Source organism: Sulfolobales archaeon, from assembly GCA_038897115.1.
Lineage (GTDB): Archaea > Thermoproteota > Thermoprotei_A > Sulfolobales > AG1 > AG1.
Window position 1 is genome coordinate 1 of record JAWAXC010000039.1, and the last position, 20,070, is coordinate 20,070.

Consider the following 20,070-nt stretch of genomic DNA (forward strand, 5'->3'; position numbering starts at 1 on the left):
CTTCGCTCTCCACGGTTCTTAATACAGAACCTATATATGGTGAGGGAATCCCCGCTATTGTTGATGCTACATATAGTGAGGAGTAGATCTTTCCGATATGCTCTCCATATACGAGCTCATGAATGATTAGATTATAAGACGGTATCCAAGACGCTATGGATGCTCCAAGCATTATAAATGAGATATATGGTGCTAAGCTCTGTGGACGCGGATCTAATGAGAGTATAAGAGCCGAGAGTGCCGTTAGAAGCTCTGATATAGCTAGCACTGCCACAGGGTTCCTCTCAGAGGCTAGGCCGAAGAGGTATGATGTTAGAAACCAAGATATATTCTGGATCGTATATAGGATCGCTACATCCCCATCTTCAAACCCCTTCTCAGCTAGGAAGGTTGGTGCAAGCGGGGACCATAGATAGAACGAGAATCGATCTAGACAACCGTAGATCACTATAAACCATATCGATCTCAGATCCCTCGCCACAAGGACAAGATCCCTTACCGAGATAGAAACCTCTCTCCTCACACCCCTACCTTGGGATGGTATATAGAGGACTACTAGTGAGGAGCTTAGCAAAAGGATAAATAAAATTATAAATAGTGCTTGATAGCCGAGGATCTCTCTAAACATATACCCGGCTATAGGACCTATAACCATTGCTATTGAGGAAGACATCATTATATATCCAAACCATCTACCGAGCTCGTGTCCAGCAAGATCCATAACGAGTATGTTTCTAGCAACAATAACAAGGGAAAAATATATGTTATATAATATAATGCTTATAGGAAAACCCATCCACGGAGGTAAAACTACAATCGAGATAGGTGATAAAGCCCCTATAAAATAAGCTATGAAGGTAAAAAGCCTCCTGCCAAGAATATCAGAGAGGAAACCTGTAAATAATATGAATATTATAGATATGGTGTAAGAATAGACTTCGTAAACAGACTGGCTCCCATATCCAAACCCAACAGAAACCCCATAAAATCTAATTTGATAATTATATATAGATGAGGAGAAGCTGGAGAGCGCTCCAGCAATAGCTAGTACCAAGATCCCTCTAACCCTCAGATCCAAGGAATCAACACCTCAACTAAAGCGCCCCAACCATCGCTACTATATCTCTACATCCAAGGATACTTTTAGAGATTCCGCTTTAAAAGCAAACACATCTCAAAGGCTAGAAGAGGAGAGAATTTGAAACCAAGAGCTGTTAACAATAAATTTTCATTTTTATACTGTAAAATATTTAAAAGATATAGAATAAGTTCTACATAGCTTTCCAGGATTATAAGATATCTATCGTGAGAAATATTAGAAATGCTTGCATAGCTAGTTACTCGATATAGATATATAGGAAGTCATATGACCTGTGGAAAGTTGTGTATATATTCTTTACAAACTGAAAGCCTCGTCCTTCAGGGCGGGGATGTTGTTAATGCTTATAAGCTTTGATGTTAGCACTAGGTTAGATGATGAGGCGGTCAAGCATTGCAACCAGGCCCCCGGATGATCATAGATGGGGGCTAACAGCCATATCCCCGAGTCCCCGGGAGGGGATAGGGGTAATGGGCCGGAGACCCGGCCCAGGGCTAAACCCACGAGAACCTGGGATGATCTACTATAGAATTGAAAGGGGAGGAGGTCAGTAACAGACATAGGTAGCTTAGAACATCTTTCCCAAGCGCCTATCGCTTCTGATGGTCTCTATATGTGTTTCTAAGTATATAGAACATCTGAAGAGCTGTTCACCCGAGGGTTGTTACTTCTACGCTCAGGTTCCCATAGTCTCCCTACGCTATCATTCTCAGACCCTTTTAATCCCTATTAGCTATGATATCAAGGGGCTCGCGGGGGAGGGGTATAGGGGTTCTGGTAAGTATTGTGGTGCCTACGTATAACGAGGCTGAGAATGTTGGGGAGCTTCTAGAGAGGATTAGGAGGGCTATGGGTGGGAGGGGTTTTAGCTATGAGGTTGTTATTGTTGATGACTCATCCTCCGACGGCACTGCGGAGGTTGCTAGGGATACAGCTTCTAGGCTTGGGATCCCGCTGAAGCTTATTATAAGGAGTTCCAGGGGTCTAGCGGGTGCTGTTATGAGGGGTTTTAGGGAGGCTTCGGGGGAGTATATATTGGTTATGGATGCCGATCTCCAGCACCCGCCCGAGGTCGCTGCTGAGATGGTTGAGAGGGCATTGAGAGAGGGTCTAGATATAGTGATAGCATCTAGATACGTAGAGGGTGGGGGTGTTGAGGGGTGGAGCATCTATAGAAGAATAGTCTCCAGGCTTGCAAGCATAGTAGCAAGGATCCTAATACCACAGGCTAGAAGGGTGAGAGACCCCCTCTCAGGCTTCTTCCTAATCAGGAGATCTGTTATAGAGGCTATGGAGAAAAGCGGTGTCGAGAGGCATGGGAGAAGCTTCAAAATACTCCTAGAGATCCTTGTGAGGGGGAGGTATGAGAGGATAGCGGAGCACCCATATATATTCAAGCCGAGGGTGAGGGGTAGGAGCAAGCTAGGGCTAAGAGAGAGCTTAGAATTCATAAAACAGGTGATAGAGCTTAGCGACTATAGAATATTGAAGTTCATGTTGGTAGGCTCTACAGGTGTTATTGTTAATAACCTAGTATTATATGCTTTAACAAGCCATATGAACGTACCAGTATATATAGCATCACCCATAGCAATAGAGACGGCAACCGTGAATAACTTTATACTAAACGATAGATGGACATTCAAGAGATTCAGACAAATGGGGAGAGCCTATATAAGGCTAGCTAAATACCATATAGCGGTGGGGCTCGGCAATCTAGTCAACTATGTAGTGGTATTAGCGCTCCACCAGATCCTAGGGATCATACCAGCAAATATCCTAGGCATAGGCCTGGGATTTATAACAAACTATCTAGTAAGCTCGGAATTTGTATGGGAAATTGCGAAGAGCTATAAAGGATCAAGGCTTCTCCGTAGAGGTAGAGATCTGTATAAGGTTACACAATATAACATATCTAGATCAAATATGAAGAATTAGATCTTAAAGAGGGCCCAGGATCTCTGGGGAGAGACCCTGGGCGGCCTTCCTGGCCCGCATACTGGGCCGGGCTATACTACCGCGGCGCCCAATAATATTATATTATATTTACCCTTATAAGTGTTTCGAACCCTAGGCTTTAGAAACATCGACTCTATAGCCTCAGCTGAAACCCTCGCTCTCTAGGGTAGAAGAGGAGAGCCATGCTTCCACTAGGATGGGGGAGAGGCCTGCGAGGCTTCGGCTCTGGCTGTTCTTGATTTTAGATAGCTCTCAACATATTCCAGGGTTTTTGAAAGATATATCTTATATGCCTGTTTCGCCAGCTCCATAGCTCTTCTCAAATGCTCGTATTTGAATGCGCCCATACCGCTCTTCTGGATCCCAGTTATTACACCATCATCCGAAAACGCTATCGTTATAAGGGCGTCTGCAACTGTTTCCTCCTCTAACGAGGGGTCTGCCACAAGGTAATCCCCGATCTTCGCTACTGTTGTTGTGAGAACCTTTTTTCTAATTGGTAGGGGCTCTAAATTTGATCTATCCACTGTAATATCTCCCTTCTCCTGGCTAACCTGTACCTTAGGTATTTCTGCTGTCATGAGGGATGCTAGTGTAGCTATTGATGAGGCATCTATAAGATTCCCATCATGGTCTATAACATATATATCAACAAATATATTCCACACCTTTTTACCCGGGATTATCACTAGCTTCTCAAGATCTATAGCCCTTACATCTCTAAGAGATCTATCTATCACCCTCGCAAGCTCTATAGCCCTCTCATCCGGAGGCCCTGGCTCGAATGTCGGAGATGCTAGGGGGACGAACTCGGCGCTTACAATGAGGTTCCCCATGTTAGGGGTATCCTGGAATGGTGTGCCTATCTCCGCCTTAACACCGGCTATAACCTGTGTTAATCCAAGTCTAACATGGGCTGAGCCATTAGCATTTGGTATAACACCTAGGGCTATCTCGATGCTCCTAACATCCCCAGGGGATCTACCATCTATTCTAGCGGATCTAGAGAGTAGATTTAGAATCGCGTTTCTCTTGAGAGCGGGTATAACTGGGATATCCACAGGGGTTATAGACATGATCCCACCTACTCTATTGTTGACGAATATCTCTTCCTCAGAGCCTCCTTCTGAGCCTCATAAACGATCCTAGCACCCTTCATACCCAGCTCCACAGCCCTCCAGATCTCCTCTTCTGTTAACACACCGTTAAGCTGGATCAATGTTATCTGGCCCAGCCCAGGCATAACAGCCATTGGCATGTCAGCCTCTCCATACATGTCCTCCTCCTCATTTATATCTAGCACAAGCACTCCCTCCACCTTCCCCACAGCAATGCCAGCAACTAGATCTCTCATGGGAATACCGGCATCCGCTAGTGCTAGTGATGCAGCAGTTATACCAGCAGTTCTAGTCCCCCCATCAGCGTTTAAAACCTCTATAAAAATATCTATAGCTGTCCTCGGAAACGCCTCGGTTATTACAGCGGGTTCCAGGGCTTCTCTAATAACCTTTGAAAGCTCTATCTCCCTCCTGCTTGGAGCAGGATTCTTCCTCTCATGGGTGGAGAAGGGGGCCATGTGGTATCTACATCTAAGCACAGCCCTGTTAGGTAGGACTATACTCTTGATCCCGGGATCCCTTGGGCCATATACTGCTGCGAGCACCTTAGTAGCTCCATATTCAACCAAAGCTGATCCATTTGCGTTTTTGAGAACCCTCACCTCAAATCTAAGGGGCCTTATATCCTCTGGACCTCTACCATCTATCCTCCTCCCATTCTCTATAAGCCTCCTCCTAGCCTCAGCCTTCTCCCCTGACAAGGCCTCTCCTCACCTTCTCCACTACTAGATACTCCCTTATCTTCTCAGTTAAACCCTGTATATATGGGGCGTTCTCTATAACCTTTATCGCGTTTATAGCTATGGCCTCGTGATCCCCCGAGGGACACCCCCTTATAAGTACCCTCCCATTTGCTGCAGGCACTATCTGGCACTGGGTCTCCTTAATCAGTATATCTAACATGCTTCTCTTCCTACCAATAATTCTTGGAACCCTTGTTGGGACAACCTCTATTATAATGCCATCAACCACCCTCCCTAGATCCTTCCCCTTAAGGCTTAGAAGAGGATCTCTGGTGATATCGAACCTCTCTATCTTAGCCAAATATATATCGCCTGGAGATACATAGTTTATAAGGGGATCTTGGGCTGGGTTATACTGTTTACCAACGATCTCTGATGCTGGTAGGATCCCTTTGTAAGGAGCCCTTATATCTAGTATAGCGCTTGTTACCCCCACCTCCTCAACAACACCGATCACTATATCCTCCTCTCTAGGGTTGTAGAAGCCCTCAAGCGGGACAATCCTAATAGCATTCTCACCCCTCTCCTCCGCCACACCTATCACGCTTGAGTAGCATCTACCATCAACACAATATGCGTATGGATATCTCTCAACACTTACATTACCAGAGGCTATTAGATCTCCTGGAAGCACTATATCCCTGTGCTTAACATATATAGCTGAGCCCTGCTGTAGCGATGTGTTCGACAAGCTCTACTTCACCTCTAGAACCTCCACCTGCGCAGATCCATGTGTTAGTTTTGAGATCCTCTCAACAACCTCAGCCTGGAGACCAGCTGGTATTGCAAGCTCCACCTCAACACCCCCGTCGCTGAGCCAGCTACTCCTCCTAACCTCGCCCATCTTAACCACCTGGCTATGGGCTTTGCTCGCATATTCCCTCGGTATTCTTATCCTCAGCACAGCTATAGCCATTTTTATAGGAATGATCTTCGAAATAGCCTTTACAATCTCAACAGCCTGCTCCTCAACACCCTTATTAATATCTATAGAGACCCTCGCCTGCTCCATAGCAGCCTCTATCCTAGCCGGGGGCACGGGCTTCTTGGTCACAGGGTCTATCGAGTTCCTCGCTATATAGGTTATAATCATCCTCTTCTTAGCCTCTATCATCTTCCTCCTCTGCTCGGTTGTAAGCTGTATCTCACCCCTCATAAGGATCTCATGCATAGCCCTAGATATGTCTTGGGTTCCAAAGACCTTCTCTATATCAGCTGGGGATGCTTTCAGCCCCTTCCTAGCATCTTTATATATGAAATCCCCATATACAACCTCTGATAGAGGTATCTTCTTCCCCTCTCTATACTCAAGCACCTTATCTGGATCCGCTAGTATCTCAAATCTCTTTCCATCCTTCTCAAATCTAACTATTATATATTCATGGCTCAAGGGGAGACCCCTAGCTTCGAGAGATAACCCGCTATCTCATCCTCACTTAACTTTCTAAAGGTTTTATCGCTCTCAAGCACATAGCCTATCTCAACCCTCTCAGGTGTTAGAGGCTGCTCCGAGGATCCCTTGAGGGCTTTTAGACCAAGCAATATTAGATCCTCTAGGGAGAGATCCTTTCTATAGTTCTTCTCAAGATATTCATGCACAACCTGCTCACCAGAGCCGACAGCTACTGCGAAGTACTGGAAGTAGAGACCATTAGGCTCTGTCCTATAGACATGTATACCCTTTCTATCAGCACCAACAAATATTAGAGAGACTCCGAAGGGCCTAACACCACCTTGTTGTGTGAATATCTGCTTAAGATCCCCTATAGTCCTCACAAGAGTCTCGAGATCTATTGGCTCGTCATAGAGGAATCTATGGTTAGCAGCAACCCTCCTAGCATAGTCAATCAAAACCCTGCCATCGGCTCCGAGCCCTGCAAACGAGGCCCCAACATGGGTATCTACAATGAATATCTTCTCAAGAGCCCTGAGATCCATTAGGCTGAACTGCTGCCTCTTCTCAGATATCAGAACACCTGCATCCTTACCCCTCAACCCAATAACAGTCCAGCCCTGCCTAACAGCTACAGATGCATATTCAACCTGGTATAGCTTACCATCTGGCGAGAATATAGTTATAGCCCTATCATATCCCATCCCAGCAGGTCCAAACGCCACTTCCTACACCAACCAGTATAACGTTTCAAGCCATATATCTTAACATGACAATAACGTGCTATAGCTAGCCAAGACGCTAAGAAAACTTATTTGAGAATCGTTGGATCTGCATCGTGAAATAGATCTAAACCCACTACATAGATCATATTTTTGCGTTCAATATAGCCCTTACCACACTACTGTTAATAGCTATTCCGTTCAGCACACGTCATACCTAGTAGATCTCCACTCTATATATTTTCAGCATCTCTCCTAATAAACACCACATCTTATCATCATACCTTTTCGTACACCTCCGTGATCATATGCTCAATCTTTGTTATTATAGATTCCCAACAATATTTTAGCGCTTTCCTCCTAATTTCTTGTTTAAGCGTTAAGTTTACCTTGAATATATATTTATAAATATTTTCAATGAAGCACTGTGTTGTTCTACAGAGAATTTTATATATCTCTAGTTCCCTTATATAGGGAAGATCTGATGCTATAACGACTAGCCCTGAGACAGCAGCTTCAAGTATTGATAATGGCATAATCTCATAGAGAGAGGGCAAGATAAATATAGAAGATTTTGACAATATTTCTACCTTTGTATTTTCATCTACAAAGCCCATATATATTAGGTTCTTTAGACGTTTTGAGGCCCTTATAACAAGATCTTTTAGAGGACCCTCACCTATTATTATAAATTCTATATCTTTAGCCTTTGCTGCTATGCTTACTAATATATGGATACCCTTTTGAGGTGTTAATCTGCCTATAAAAACTACTCTGGGCTTTTCTACTTCGCCTACCTTATATTTATTGCAGTCAACTCCATTAGGTATCACGTACACCTTACTGAACCCCATATTGATGAAATCGATTGCTTGTCCCCGTGTCAATGCGTGCGCCACCTTTACTTTCCCACTCTTGGCGATAAGGGTAGTTAAGATCCGCTTCACATTGTAAAACTCTACACCTTTTACCATTGTGTGACCCCCTAGTATTGTCTTATCATCTGCTATAGGGAATACCCCAATATTGGCCAGATATTTTACATCCACCCTAGGATAGAACTCAGGCATATACGCCTTAAGAGGGCCTAACTTTAACACTCTATATGGAACTCTATAGTATTTAAATTCAGGGTATACTTTAGTCCTTTCTACATCTTTTGTAATAGGATTTTTAGGTGCAATGAAATACACATCATAACCTTTTCTAACAAGCCTATTTCCAACTTCTAAGCTCCATACCTCTGTACCGCCATATACCTCTAGGGGAGTCCCTGAAAATATCCCTATTTTCATCCTTAATTACATCCATATAATAGTATATTATATAATTAAATATTATTAGAAATTTGTTATCCGTTTCATCCTAGCTATTTCCAAGGGTCTTCAATGGAGAGTCTTCCAATCCTTTCAGAAGATCCTTGATGGTTCCTGTATCTCAGCTCTAGCTATATATATTATCACCTCCTTAATAGCTTTTAGTTCGATCGATCATAGCTTAACCTTTTCTGATAGATGTAGAATTTATCGTTAGCAACCATGGTGAAACTTCTGAAGAACGTAATATAAACACTCATAGAAGATTCACTAAATATAACTCCTATCTTAAAATATGTCTGTTTTTGGAATATCCTTGGATTGCTCTTCTTAATTATTATAAGGTTGCCTATGGTTATTTGCATGTTTCTCCTAATAATAATTAGGTGTTGAGGAATGGATCTCCAGCCTGATGATCCCCTTCCTACTCTAGAGGATACGACTTTCAATTGTAGATCTAAATATTTAGGAGAACAGTAGTTTTGCTGCAAATGCCTTTTACTTAGCTATTGCTCTTATCAATCCTATGAATAGTGGTGATGGTGATAGAGGTCTGCTCCTAAACTCTGGATGGGCCTGTGTTCCTATGAAGAATCTATGTCCCTTTAGCTCCATAAAGTCTGGGAATCCCTCATCGCTATATCCGCTAACTATGAATCCACTGGATTCTAGCTTATCAACATACTTCGGATTCACCTCATATCTATGTCTATGCCTCTCATATACCTCATCTGAGTTATATAGGCTATAGACTATTGTTCCCCTCACAAGCTTTGATCTTGTTAGCCCTAGCCTCATAGTCCCCCCAAGCCTTGTTATCTTCTTCTGACTCTCAAGAAGATCCACAACTGGATGCGGTGTTAAAGGATCTATCTCTGTTGAGTTAGCCCCCTCAAGACCTAGGACATTTCTAGCTATCTCCACAGCCATTAGCTGTAATCCGAAGCATATCCCGAGCGTTGGGAGGTTTTCTTCTCTTAGATATCTTAGCATTCTTATCTTACCCTCAGCCCCTCTCCTCCCAAAGCCTGGGAGGACTATGTATCCAGCGCTACTATCTATATAATCCTCTGGTCTAACCTTCCCACTCTCTATATCTGTAGCCTCAACCCACTCGATCTCAGGCTTAACCATGAACTCCGCAGATGCATGTTTAACAGCCTCTACAATGCTTATATAGCTATCCCTCACCTTTGTATACTTCCCAACCATATAGATCTTAACCTTTCTAGATGCTCTATCTAGCTTTTCAACAAAGGCCTCCCATGATGTGAGATCCGGCTCTCTATAGCTGAGACCAAGCCTCTCAGAGATCTTCCTTGTAAGCCCCTGGCTATGGAGGATCAGTGGGATTCTATATATATTATCAACATCAGGATCGCTGAATATCATATCCGGTGGGACATTTGTGAAGAGCGAGATCTTCCTCCTAGCCTCCTCAGATAGGGGTTTCTCACCCCTAGCAATTATTATATCAGGCTGAACCCCTATCCTCCTCAGCTCCTGGACGGAGTGTTGGAGAGGCTTTGTCTTAATCTCACCAACGCTCCTGAGAAACGGGACTAGAGCTACATGTATATAGAGGACATTGTTATAGCCCTCTTCAAGTCTAAGCTGCCTCATAGCCTCTATAAATGGGAGGCCCTCTATATCACCCACAGTACCTCCAATCTCTATCACAGCTATATCAGCACCCTGAGCCCTAGCAACATCCCTAACCCTGGACTTGATCTCATTAGTTATATGTGGTATTACCTGCACACACTCCCCGAGATAATCTCCCCTCCTCTCCTTCTCAATAACAGATAGATAGATCTGCCCAGTGGTTATATTATTAGCCCTTGAGAGGGACTTCCCCAAGAACCTCTCATAATGACCTATATCAAGATCTGTTTCAGCACCATCATCTGTAACGAAGACCTCGCCATGTGCATAGGGATTCATGGTTCCAGCATCTATATTGATATAAGGATCTATCTTAATCGCTGTAACATTATACCCAGATCTCGCGAGTAGATTAGCTATAGATGCAACAACAATACCCTTCCCCAGACTGCTAAGCACACCGCCTGTAACAACTATATACTTTACCAACACAAAACACATTATATATAGTATTAAGGAGGATAATAAAAGTGAACCCCGGAGGATCTGAGGATAGGAATAACTGACCCCTCTCTACTTATGATGAATTAGATCGAGGGGGTTCTTCAAATACTACTTCGAGGTAATTCCATACATAGATAACAACTTATCTATTAAAGCATGGCTTAGATGCTCTGAGAAGCTATACTGCATTGTGATTAGACTTAGCGTTAGAGGTATTATCTGAATTACTATGAATGCTATATTAAGTCTAGGATCTCTATAGCTTAGGGTTGATAGAGATATTCTGAGCAGAGCTCCACCCATATTTATATAGATCCCGCTCTTGGTAACCAGATCCCCGATTAAATGGGATATAGCTATTAATGCAGATGCATATATCGAGAGATATAGTGAAACACCATATATTGATCCGAGGAGTAGCCAGAGCATATAGCCTATAGACATGGATATCAATATACAGCTGAGAACCTCGTGGGTGTAGGGGCTTCTAACGACTCTACCGCTAGGGAGCCTCTTATGACCTATATCTATAGCTATATTGACTACTACAGATAATATGAATATATAGGAGAGCGCCCATATATCGGATCCGAATAATAGGTTAGCAAGGGATGCAAATCCAAAACCACCTATAATATGTGAATTTAGCTTCAAATGATCACCCTAATACTTTCGCCCAACTCCCCCTCTATGTTAGCTAGCAGCTATCATCAATTTATATACATAGCCGGGAACAACTTAAAAACCTTAAATTAACATATATTACCTATTGCCATTTTACTATCATAGCCCATAAGGTTCCAAAGGTTTTAGGTATTACAGCCTTAGCATTTATTTGAAAATAGTGAGATGATCAGGGCTAGCGATACCGCTAATGATTAGCTATAGCTATCTAACTAATATTAACACGATATTATTTTCATTGACATTTCCCTCTTATCTCTCTTCTTCCTTCTAACATGTTTAAACATGCTGATTCATAACTCCTATAGTTTAGTATCAAATTCTAGATCCTATATGTGGTAGGGAAGATATATCGAAAAAACTGGGAGAACATGGCAGGGATTACTTATATGAGCGGATTATTAAAACAAAACTTTTGATAGCCTCATACCTTTTGGAATGGGGAGGAGATTAGCTCTTTCTCCACAGCTTCGAGTGGATTTCCTTTAACCTCTCTCATTGACTTGCCGGTACCTCCCCTTCTAAGCATAATTATCTCTGCTAGAACGCTTATAGCTATCTCTTCAGGCGATATAGCCCCTATATCTATCCCGGCTGGTGTTCTGATCCTTCTGAGATCCTCTATTGAGAAGCCCTTTTTAATGAGGAGCCTTAGTATCTCTTGAGCCCTTCTAAAGCTCGAGACAAGCTCTATCAATCCTATATCTGTTTTTAAAAGCCTCTCCAAGATCTCCTCATCCACCCATGTCTTGCCCATAGTGGCTAGGACTGCTATTGTATGTCTATCGATTCTAATCCTCTCGAATCCTGATGGCGAGTTCAGTATAGCGTCTGCCTCGGGATATTTCTCTTTGGTGGCCATCATATCATATACTATTACCTTATATCCGAGGATCTTACCTATTCTCGCGATAGCCCTGGTAACTTCGTTATCACCTACCAGGATTAGCTGGGGCTTTGGATATACAGGCTCTATATAGATATCAACCTCACCCCCACATGGTGTGCCAACCTCTATTACATCCTCACCTATCTTCCTAAGCTCCTCACCCCTCATAACAAGCCTAACTATCTTGGGAGTACCCTTTTCAAGAGCCTCTAGAGCAGCTGTTAAAACCGCGTTCTCACTACACCAACCCCCTAGCCATCCTATGACCCTCCCATCAGGAAGCACTATCGCCTTCGCACCAACCTTAGCAGCGGAAGATCCCTGAGATCTGATAACCATTACAACAGCGAACTCCTTCTCTTGATCTATAAGCTGCTTAGCAGTAGAAACAAGCTCGTGCATCTCCTCCTCAAACCTGATTATGGGGAGCCTAACCTCAGGACTATCTCTAGACATGCTATCTCACTAAAGAAATATTGCGTTAAAGCCTAATAAAATATCGATTCTCAACACCTAGGGGCTAGGAAAAGGCGAGGGTTATAAAGTAGCGTTGTGGAGTATAAGCTACAATGCTATATAGCTCTTAGCTATATCTCCTATGGAGTAGAGGATAAATCTGATTAAGGTGATGGTGGTGAGAGCTAGGATATCGAGAGAAGATCTTGAGGAGGCTAGGAGGATTAGGAGGGAGATGGCTGACTGGGAATTCATAGAGAAGCAGGAGCCAAGGATAAGGGAGGCCCTGAAATACTATATAGAAACCGGAGATCTATATGTAGCTTCGAGAATAGCGGGTGTTAGTGTGGAGGAGTTCAACGAGATCAGGATAAGGGCGAGGATCCCTAATGTTGGCTAGCTCTAGAATAGCTATTGCCGATACATGCTTTATAATAGATTGGGCTAGATATAGAAATAGAGAGATTATCTTCAGCGTCTTTGATATAGTATTCATCCCTGAAGCTGTTCTAAGAGAGATCAGAAGTGGAGCTACAATATCCTGGGTAGCTAGAGGACTCGCCTCTGGGAAGCTATCTCTATATACAGAGTCTGAGGATGAGGTTGAAGAGGCTAGGGCACTTATAACTAGGTCTAGAAGGATCCCGCATATGATCCCAGTAGATCTCCCTGAAGCCCTATGCTTAGTTATTGGGAGGAGAAGAGGATATATAGTGTTAACCGAGAATAAAGGAGCTATTATGGCCACAGATATAATCGATGAATATAGAGGTGTGGCTGTGTGGAGAGCACTCGAGATACTACTCACAGCACAGCTGGAAGGTATTATAAGAATAGAGTGTAGTGATTCATCGAGAGTATTTAGGGAATATGAAGAGGATACACTACATATATTTCCTAGAAGGGATCTAATAGAGGCGGTGGGCAGGATTGAGCAAGAGATCTGTAGAAGGGGAGGAGCTAGAGCATAGGATTAGAAAGTGGGTTGAGTTTGAGGAGGAGGCTAGGAGGATTAGGAGGGAGATGGCTGACTGGGAATTCATAGAGAAGCAGGAGCCAAGGATAAGAGAGGCCCTAAAATATTATATAGAGAAGGGGGATATTAGAAGGGCTTCTATGCTAGCAGGGATAGATCTGGAGGAGTTTAGGGAGTTTCTAAGGAAAGCTAGAATACCTGTTATCGTTTAGTGGAAAGGCTCTAGCTCTTAAGCTCTTCTGGTTCTATACCACTCTATGTTTCTAAGAATCATAGCTGGTAGGGCTGCGGTTGATATTAAGATCCAGTATAGGGGGAGTAGGGCTACATATGGGAGTAACGATCTAGAATCTCTCGATCCTCTATGGTTAGAGACTATAATGGCAACTACTGCTAGTGGTATCACACCCTCTATGGATATCGCTATAAGCATTGGGATAGCCGAGCCGCGGATCTGAAGCCCCAATGGATCTATTACCCCGCTTTGCCCACCGCTATGCATATCCCCCTGGCCCTCCCCCCTAGCTATATAGGTTGATGTAGACATCATAGTAGCTATTGACATTAGAAGAGATGCAACAGCTATTACCGGGCTTATATAGCTTATAGAAGCTCTGAGCCTTCTACCGCTGCTGTGGAAGATAATTCTTGAGATGCATTCTAGATGCCCTCTATACCATCTGATCCTCTGCCTAAGATGGCTCGAGAGAGATTTTGGAGCTGTTTCCTCAACATATGAGTCTAGAAGCCCTATCCTATAGCCTTTTTCGAAGAGGATTAGGGAGAGATATGCGTCTTCAGCAAGCTTCTCTGGAAAGCCCCCTACTTCCTCGAGAACCCTCCTCCTGATATATAGCCCCTCACCGCTTAGGGGTGTGTGGAGACCAGATCTCCTTAGAAAGCTTATTATGAGATCATACCATATAACAGTATCTATATATAAAAGCTTGCCAAGCAAGCTCTCACCATATCTATATACCCTTACACCAATAGCATCGTAACCCCTAGCAGTCATTAGCTTTACAGCCTCAGAAACCTGATCCTCGTCAAAGGAGTCGTCTGCATCGTAAACAGCTATGATCTCCCCCTCGAGGGATTTCAGAACCATGTTTAGAGCTCTGGCCTTAGAGCTTCTCCTACCACCAACTATATATATGTTAGATCTGATTCCATTCTCCATAAGATATTTACTAGCTATCTCAGCCCCCCAGAGGGTCTCTACATCGGATTCCTCAACCACGAATACAACATCTAGAAGCTCTCTAGGATATCTCTGCTTGGAAATGCTTATAGCGGTTCTCATTATAGAGCTGGGTTTCTCGAGATATAGTGGAACCACTATAGAGACCTTTGGAAGTCCATATATATCTAACCCATTTAACCCAGATCCTATGTCGATCCTCTCATAGACTATTCTATCCCTTCTAACACCGTACATAGCGATCCATATTAGAGCATTAACCCCTAGATATGCTGTTACAAGCATGATGTCTAAAACCATGAAAGCTTACCATAGAAAATGGTATGAGGAATAATATATATTTCGATCCACATTATTATTAGAGATACCCTTTTAAATGCACATGGAAAACTATAGAGGCCATATTATTTTAGAGCTGAGAAATGATTATGGGAGGCGGCATTGCTATATGCCAATCTATGAGAGGATAGGCGCTGTGATCCTTGCAGCAGGTGAATCGAAGAGAATGGGGTTTCCAAAACAGCTTATAGAAGTATGTGGCGAGAAGATTATAAGGATCGTTATTAGAAAGGCCCTAGATATGGGGTTCGGAGATATAGTTGTTGTGCTAGGTCATATGGCTAGAGATATAGCTAGGTATATAGATGATATGACTGGGGTAAAGATCATAGTTAACCCAAGGTATAGAGAGGGGATGAGCACAAGCCTTATAGAGGGTGTCAAGAATCTAAGAAAGGATATAGAGGCATTCATGGTGATCCTCGGGGATCAGCCTTTCATATCGAAAGAAACGATGAGAAAGATCATAGAGAGCTACTATGGAGTAGAGGAAAAACCTCTAATGGTGATACCAACCTATAGAGGTTTAAGAGGTAATCCGGTTCTTATTTCATCGAGAATTATTACAGATATCATGGAGCTGAAGGGAGATATTGGGGCTAGGGCTCTTATGGAGAAATATAGAGCATATATATATTATGTTGAAACTCAGGATCCTGGTGTGGTTCTTGACATAGACACGAAGGAGGATCTCGAGAGGGCATTGAAGATCTTTGGAGAGAATTGCGTAGATCCTAAGACAGGATAGGAAAAAAGCTTTAAGACAATTCAAAGCCCACCCCCTATATCTCGAAAGCCATAGAGGCTTCAAGGATAAAAGGAGCTATGCGTATATATTACTAGGTGTCTAAATATGTCTATAAGGCTTGAGAGAGGCCCAGACGAGTATACATGGATCATACCTAAGGGCGCTAGGCCTGGTATGAGGACAGACGTGGTTGTATTCGGAGACGAGTTTCTAATCAAGAAGATGAAAGAGGATATGACGCTGATCCAGGGGGCTAATGTAGCCACATTACCAGGTGTAGTGGGGAAGGTATATATAATGCCAGATGGGCATCAGGGCTATGGCTTCCCAATAGGTGGGGTAGCTGCATTCGATGTTGATGAGGGGATAATATCTCCAGGCGGTGTGGGATATGATATAAACTGCGGCGTTAGGCTTATGAGAACAAATCTCATGGAGAAGGATGTGAGGCCAAAGCTTAAAGAGCTCGTAGATACACTCTTCGAGAATATCCCAAGCGGGGTTGGTGCAGAGGGGAAGATCAGGGTATCTATTCAGGATATAAACAATATCTTGGCAACAGGTGTTGATTGGGCTATCCAGAAGGGCTTTGGATGGGCTGATGATAAGTATCACATCGAGTCAAGGGGCTTCATAGACTGGGCAAACCCTGATAAGGTCTCTAAAACGGCTAAGGATAGGGGTAAGGAGCAGCTAGGAACACTAGGTGCTGGGAACCACTTCCTCGAGGTACAGGTGGTGGATAAGATCTTTGATCCGTCGATTGCTAAGAAGCTAGGGATAGAGCAGGAGGGGCAGGTAGTTGTTATGGCCCACTGCGGCTCCAGAGGGCTTGGACACCAGGTTGCAAGCGACTATCTAATGATCATGGAGAGGGCTATGAAGAAATACGGTGTAAACCCACCTGATAGAGAGCTTGCATCGGTTCCCTTCAACACCAAGGAGGCCCAGGACTATTTCCAGGCTATGGGGGCTGCGGCTAACTTTGCATTCACAAACAGGCAGTTGATAACCCACTGGGTTAGGGAGAGCTTTAGGCAGGTGTTCCACACAGATCCCGATAAACTCGATCTACAGATAATATATGATGTAGCCCATAACATAGCTAAAATAGAGGAGTACGAGATCGATGGTAAGAGGAGAAAGGTCGTTGTACATAGAAAAGGGGCAACAAGGGCATTCCCACCGGGACATCCAGAGATACCCAAGGAGCATCAGGAGACAGGCCAGGTTGTGCTGATACCGGGTAGCATGGGCTCTGGAAGCTTTGTTATGGTGGGTATACCTGAGAGCATAAGAACCTTCTACTCAGCACCACATGGTGCTGGGAGGTGGATGAGCAGATCAGGGGCTGTTAGGAGCTATCCAGCAAGCCAGGTTATAAATGAGCTGAGCAAGAGAGGCATATATGTAAGGGCCGTCGACGCAAGGATAGTGTCTGAGGAGGCTCCAGGAGCATATAAAGACGTTGATAAGGTAGCTCTGGTTGCTGATAGGGTTAAGATAGCTAAGCTAGTGGCTAGGCTAAGACCTATAGGTGTTGCAAAGGGCTGAAGCCCCCCATATATAGGAAGGAATCTTTAGCCAATTTATTAAAAATAGAGTAGTGTTTTTAGCTAACATATTCATATATAAGATCAACTAGTTTTGCGAAATCCTGGGAAAGCCTATTCCTCGGCCTCGGCAGATTTACATTAACAACTGTCGCAATCCTAGCAGGCCTTGGAGTGAGGATCGCTATTCTATCAGCCATATATATAGCCTCTATAACATCGTGGGTTACCAACACTATAGATTTTATAGGTGCTAAACCCGAGAGCCATATGTCAAGCAGCTCCGCCCTGAGATTCTCAGCTGTGAGCGGGTCTAGCTGTGAAAAGGGTTCGTCCATGAGCAGGATCTCAGGCCCTATACTCAGGGCTCTCGCAAGATTAACCCTCTGCCTCATACCCCCACTCAACTCACCTGGATAGAAATCCTCAAACTCTTGAAGCCCTACCAACGAGAGGTATCTCCTAGCATGCTCCTCAGCCTCTCTCTTAGGCATACCCCTAGCCCTTAGCGGAAGGGCTACGTTTTCGAGCACAGTCAGCCATGGTACTAGGCTTGGGGATTGAAAGACAAACCCTATTTGCGGGCGATTCCTATCACCAGCTCTATAGATCACCTCGCCAGATGTGGGTTTCTCAACACCAGCTATTATCCTTAGCAGTGTTGACTTGCCACATCCTGAGGGACCCAGAATAGCTAGGATCTCACTTCCAATCTCAAGGTTGATCCCATCAAGAACCCTTATACCTCTTCCTCTATCTCCATACTCTTTAACAATATTTCTCAAAACTACAAGAGGCTCTACTAATATCCACGCACCTCCCTATCATACGGTGGCTCGCCCAACAAGCAAGAAAACCTCCGGGAACTGGCAGCTATATTTAATATTTATCCCCGTAAAGCTTCCAGTGTGAAGGTTTTTAAGCATTATTAAGAGGGCAGAGGAGACTTACCCTCTCCCCCACCCTAGATGGCGATACCCTCGGTTGCAATGTTAGACTCACTCAATATATAGGGATGAATTTTTGAAAACCCTTACAACTGGAAGCCCTGCACTTCATGGCGGGGAGGAGGTTAGATATTAGATCTATAAACTCTATTTTCACTCTTAATCTCCCACCTCATAGTATCTTCTACCCAGCTTCTGAAATAGAATTCTATTCCAGACAAGCTTGTTAAAGGCTATAACTATTGCTGCCATATATGCTGTATATGTGAGAAGAGATAATACATCACCCTTCTCTGCGGATCTGGATATGAGGCTCCCTATCCCACCCAGATCTATTTTTAGATCTCCGAGATCTATGTATTCCGCAACAATCGTTGCATTCCAAGCACCGCCAGAGGCCGATATAAGTCCAGCCACTATTGATGGGAATAGCGATGGGATGAAAATCTTCTCGATGTATAGCCTGCCCTTTATACCGTATATCTCTGAGACCTCTAGAAGGGATTTCCTGAAAGAGGGTATCCCATAGAAGACTATGTTGAAAAATATATACCAAAAAGATCCCTGGAACATTATTATTAGAGACACTATTGCAGGACTAAAACCCGATCTTATAGCCTCTGCGAGAATAGGCCACCAGATTATAGCTGGAATAGACGATAAAACCTCCCCTATAAATATCAATATATATGCAGATCTCCTATATCTTATATATAGATATGCTGTAGAAGCGCCAACAGCAACACCAAGAGCTAGAACTGCGAGAACCCTTGAAAGGCTAAGTAATAGTGAGTATATAGCTATCGGTATAGATCCAGCTATATGTATTGCCAATATACCTAGCTTTCCATGTATCTCTGCAAAGACTTCGAGAGACCCGTATAGTAGGAACATGATCACAATTATAGCCCCAGCAATAGATATAATTATATATGGTATATAGAGAACCCTTACAGGCATTCCAAGAGATGCCATGGCATGATCAACCTTTATAGCTACGTCTAACAGCCTTTGCCTGAAAACCATAGTCCTCTTTATAAAAAATCTATATATGATCCCTATAGATGGCTGTGAAACACTATATACCTCTCCCTTAATACTTATAGCGTTATTCCATATGAAGAGATATGATGCCATTATAATCGATATCAAAACCGCTAGCCCTATATATAGAGAAATCTGATCACCCATTATACTAGCCTCCACTATATAGCTTCCAAGCCCTTTTAACCTATATTCAGAGCTCCCTAGGGAGATGACCTCGGCTGCTGTTACAAAGAACCACCCGCCAGCCCATGAGATTGCCGAGTTGGTTGCGATGGCTTTTCTAGTTGCTGGTATATATATTAGTATGAGCTTTGTCAAAGCCCCTACTCTATATATTTTGAGCATCTCAACTACACTAGGATCTATTGATTTGATCGCGGAATACACACCGTAGATCATGTTCCACACCATGCTAGTACTTATTAGAATTATCGAGGCAAGTTCAACTCCTAGCCTACCTGGTAGAAGGCTTATAACTATCAATATTGCTGCTGGGAAGAACCCCAGTATTGGTATTGATTGGAGTATATCTATTATAGGATTTACTATGGAATCGATTCTCTTGTTAGTAGCCATCGCTATCCCCACAACCAGGGCAATGGCTAGTGATAAGAGATATGAGAGCGTCATTCGTATAAGCGTATATATCGTGCTAATAAAAAGATCCTGAAGATCTAGCTGGATAACAACTACAGATCCCTTGTGAAAATCTTCTGAGAAACCTAAATATAAACTTCCCTAACTATGATTCTCAGGGGGTTGGATAAGCGG

General features: G+C 43.4%; 20 protein-coding genes. 7 read left to right on the forward strand and 13 right to left on the reverse strand.

Annotated features, from left to right (window positions below; translation table 11 throughout):
• A partial coding sequence (locus QXE01_06470; GenBank protein MEM4970880.1) for an MFS transporter occupies positions 1-1,078 on the reverse strand: 1,078 nt, incomplete at its 3' end.
• A 395-nt stretch (positions 1,079-1,473) separates the two neighbouring features.
• On the opposite strand from QXE01_06470, the gene QXE01_06475 reads away from it, so the two are divergent.
• Both QXE01_06475 and QXE01_06480 read left to right on the forward strand, forming a co-directional pair.
• Entirely contained in the window at positions 1,474-1,653 is a 180-nt protein-coding gene (locus QXE01_06475; GenBank protein MEM4970881.1) for a hypothetical protein, read from the forward strand.
• A 232-nt stretch (positions 1,654-1,885) separates the two neighbouring features.
• The gene (locus tag QXE01_06480; protein ID MEM4970882.1) at positions 1,886-3,037 is read left to right on the forward strand and encodes a glycosyltransferase family 2 protein; all 1,152 of its coding nucleotides are present in this window, start codon (positions 1,886-1,888) and stop codon (positions 3,035-3,037) included.
• A 212-nt stretch (positions 3,038-3,249) separates the two neighbouring features.
• Here QXE01_06480 and rrp42 read toward each other — a convergent pair whose 3' ends face one another.
• The 9 genes from rrp42 to QXE01_06525 form a co-directional block, all read right to left on the reverse strand.
• The gene (gene rrp42, locus QXE01_06485) at positions 3,250-4,134 is read right to left on the reverse strand and encodes an exosome complex protein Rrp42 (protein MEM4970883.1); all 885 of its coding nucleotides are present in this window, start codon (positions 4,132-4,134) and stop codon (positions 3,250-3,252) included.
• An 8-nt stretch (positions 4,135-4,142) separates the two neighbouring features.
• Complete coding sequence (rrp41, locus tag QXE01_06490; GenBank protein ID MEM4970884.1) at positions 4,143-4,877, reverse strand: exosome complex exonuclease Rrp41; 735 nt, start codon at positions 4,875-4,877, stop codon at positions 4,143-4,145.
• The gene (gene rrp4, locus QXE01_06495) at positions 4,858-5,610 is read right to left on the reverse strand and encodes an exosome complex RNA-binding protein Rrp4 (protein MEM4970885.1); all 753 of its coding nucleotides are present in this window, start codon (positions 5,608-5,610) and stop codon (positions 4,858-4,860) included. Before rrp4 ends, rrp41 begins: the two co-directional genes overlap by 20 nt.
• Before the next feature lie 3 nt (positions 5,611-5,613).
• Positions 5,614-6,309, reverse strand: coding sequence for a ribosome assembly factor SBDS (locus QXE01_06500; protein MEM4970886.1), 696 nt, complete (start codon positions 6,307-6,309; stop codon positions 5,614-5,616).
• Positions 6,306-7,037, reverse strand: coding sequence for an archaeal proteasome endopeptidase complex subunit alpha (gene psmA, locus QXE01_06505; protein MEM4970887.1), 732 nt, complete (start codon positions 7,035-7,037; stop codon positions 6,306-6,308). Before psmA ends, QXE01_06500 begins: the two co-directional genes overlap by 4 nt.
• A 275-nt stretch (positions 7,038-7,312) precedes the next feature.
• Positions 7,313-8,329: a glycosyltransferase family 4 protein gene (locus QXE01_06510; GenBank protein ID MEM4970888.1), complete on the reverse strand. Its 1,017-nt coding sequence runs from the start codon at positions 8,327-8,329 to the stop codon at positions 7,313-7,315.
• Between the two features lie 519 nt (positions 8,330-8,848).
• Complete coding sequence (locus tag QXE01_06515; GenBank protein ID MEM4970889.1) at positions 8,849-10,444, reverse strand: CTP synthase; 1,596 nt, start codon at positions 10,442-10,444, stop codon at positions 8,849-8,851.
• A 123-nt stretch (positions 10,445-10,567) separates the two neighbouring features.
• Complete coding sequence (locus tag QXE01_06520; protein ID MEM4970890.1) at positions 10,568-11,113, reverse strand: hypothetical protein; 546 nt, start codon at positions 11,111-11,113, stop codon at positions 10,568-10,570.
• A gap of 454 nt (positions 11,114-11,567) precedes the next feature.
• The gene (locus QXE01_06525; protein MEM4970891.1) at positions 11,568-12,488 is read right to left on the reverse strand and encodes an XdhC family protein; all 921 of its coding nucleotides are present in this window, start codon (positions 12,486-12,488) and stop codon (positions 11,568-11,570) included.
• 178 nt (positions 12,489-12,666) lie between these two features.
• Here QXE01_06525 and QXE01_06530 point away from each other — a divergent pair, with 178 nt between their 5' ends.
• The 3 genes from QXE01_06530 to QXE01_06540 are packed head-to-tail and all read left to right on the forward strand — an operon-like array spanning position 12,667 to position 13,676.
• A complete protein-coding gene (locus tag QXE01_06530) occupies positions 12,667-12,888 on the forward strand; it encodes a hypothetical protein (protein ID MEM4970892.1) in 222 nt (73 codons plus the stop codon).
• Positions 12,878-13,459, forward strand: a complete 582-nt coding sequence (locus QXE01_06535; protein MEM4970893.1) for a DNA-binding protein — start codon at positions 12,878-12,880, stop codon at positions 13,457-13,459. The genes QXE01_06530 and QXE01_06535 overlap by 11 nt, the downstream gene beginning before the upstream one ends.
• Positions 13,419-13,676, forward strand: coding sequence for a hypothetical protein (locus QXE01_06540; protein MEM4970894.1), 258 nt, complete (start codon positions 13,419-13,421; stop codon positions 13,674-13,676). The genes QXE01_06535 and QXE01_06540 overlap by 41 nt, the downstream gene beginning before the upstream one ends.
• Positions 13,677-13,693: 17 nt before the next feature.
• Here QXE01_06540 and QXE01_06545 read toward each other — a convergent pair whose 3' ends face one another.
• On the reverse strand, positions 13,694-14,965 hold the full coding sequence (locus tag QXE01_06545; protein MEM4970895.1) for a glycosyltransferase family 2 protein: 1,272 nt from the start codon (positions 14,963-14,965) through the stop codon (positions 13,694-13,696).
• Between the two features lie 148 nt (positions 14,966-15,113).
• Here QXE01_06545 and QXE01_06550 point away from each other — a divergent pair, with 148 nt between their 5' ends.
• The gene (locus tag QXE01_06550; GenBank protein MEM4970896.1) at positions 15,114-15,752 is read left to right on the forward strand and encodes a nucleotidyltransferase family protein; all 639 of its coding nucleotides are present in this window, start codon (positions 15,114-15,116) and stop codon (positions 15,750-15,752) included.
• A 105-nt stretch (positions 15,753-15,857) separates the two neighbouring features.
• Positions 15,858-17,306 (forward strand): RtcB family protein, encoded by a 1,449-nt coding sequence (locus QXE01_06555; GenBank protein ID MEM4970897.1) that lies wholly within the window; start codon positions 15,858-15,860, stop codon positions 17,304-17,306.
• Positions 17,307-17,364: 58 nt separating this feature from the next.
• Here QXE01_06555 and QXE01_06560 read toward each other — a convergent pair whose 3' ends face one another.
• The gene (locus QXE01_06560; GenBank protein MEM4970898.1) at positions 17,365-18,090 is read right to left on the reverse strand and encodes an ABC transporter ATP-binding protein; all 726 of its coding nucleotides are present in this window, start codon (positions 18,088-18,090) and stop codon (positions 17,365-17,367) included.
• A gap of 321 nt (positions 18,091-18,411) precedes the next feature.
• On the reverse strand, positions 18,412-19,929 hold the full coding sequence (locus QXE01_06565) for an ABC transporter permease subunit (GenBank protein MEM4970899.1): 1,518 nt from the start codon (positions 19,927-19,929) through the stop codon (positions 18,412-18,414).
• Between the last annotated feature and the right edge of the window lie 141 nt (positions 19,930-20,070).

Coding starts and splice junctions, on each gene's coding strand:
- QXE01_06510 (MEM4970888.1), bottom strand. CDS start 8,329: ATGAAAATAGGGATATTTTCAGGGACTCCCCTAGAGGTATATGGCGGT.
- QXE01_06550 (MEM4970896.1), top strand. CDS start 15,114: ATGCCAATCTATGAGAGGATAGGCGCTGTGATCCTTGCAGCAGGTGAA.
- QXE01_06475 (MEM4970881.1), top strand. CDS start 1,474: ATGATGAGGCGGTCAAGCATTGCAACCAGGCCCCCGGATGATCATAGA.
- rrp42 (MEM4970883.1), bottom strand. CDS start 4,134: ATGTCTATAACCCCTGTGGATATCCCAGTTATACCCGCTCTCAAGAGA.
- QXE01_06545 (MEM4970895.1), bottom strand. CDS start 14,965: ATGGTTTTAGACATCATGCTTGTAACAGCATATCTAGGGGTTAATGCT.
- QXE01_06555 (MEM4970897.1), top strand. CDS start 15,858: ATGTCTATAAGGCTTGAGAGAGGCCCAGACGAGTATACATGGATCATA.
- QXE01_06565 (MEM4970899.1), bottom strand. CDS start 19,929: ATGACGCTCTCATATCTCTTATCACTAGCCATTGCCCTGGTTGTGGGG.
- QXE01_06525 (MEM4970891.1), bottom strand. CDS start 12,488: ATGTCTAGAGATAGTCCTGAGGTTAGGCTCCCCATAATCAGGTTTGAG.
- QXE01_06535 (MEM4970893.1), top strand. CDS start 12,878: ATGTTGGCTAGCTCTAGAATAGCTATTGCCGATACATGCTTTATAATA.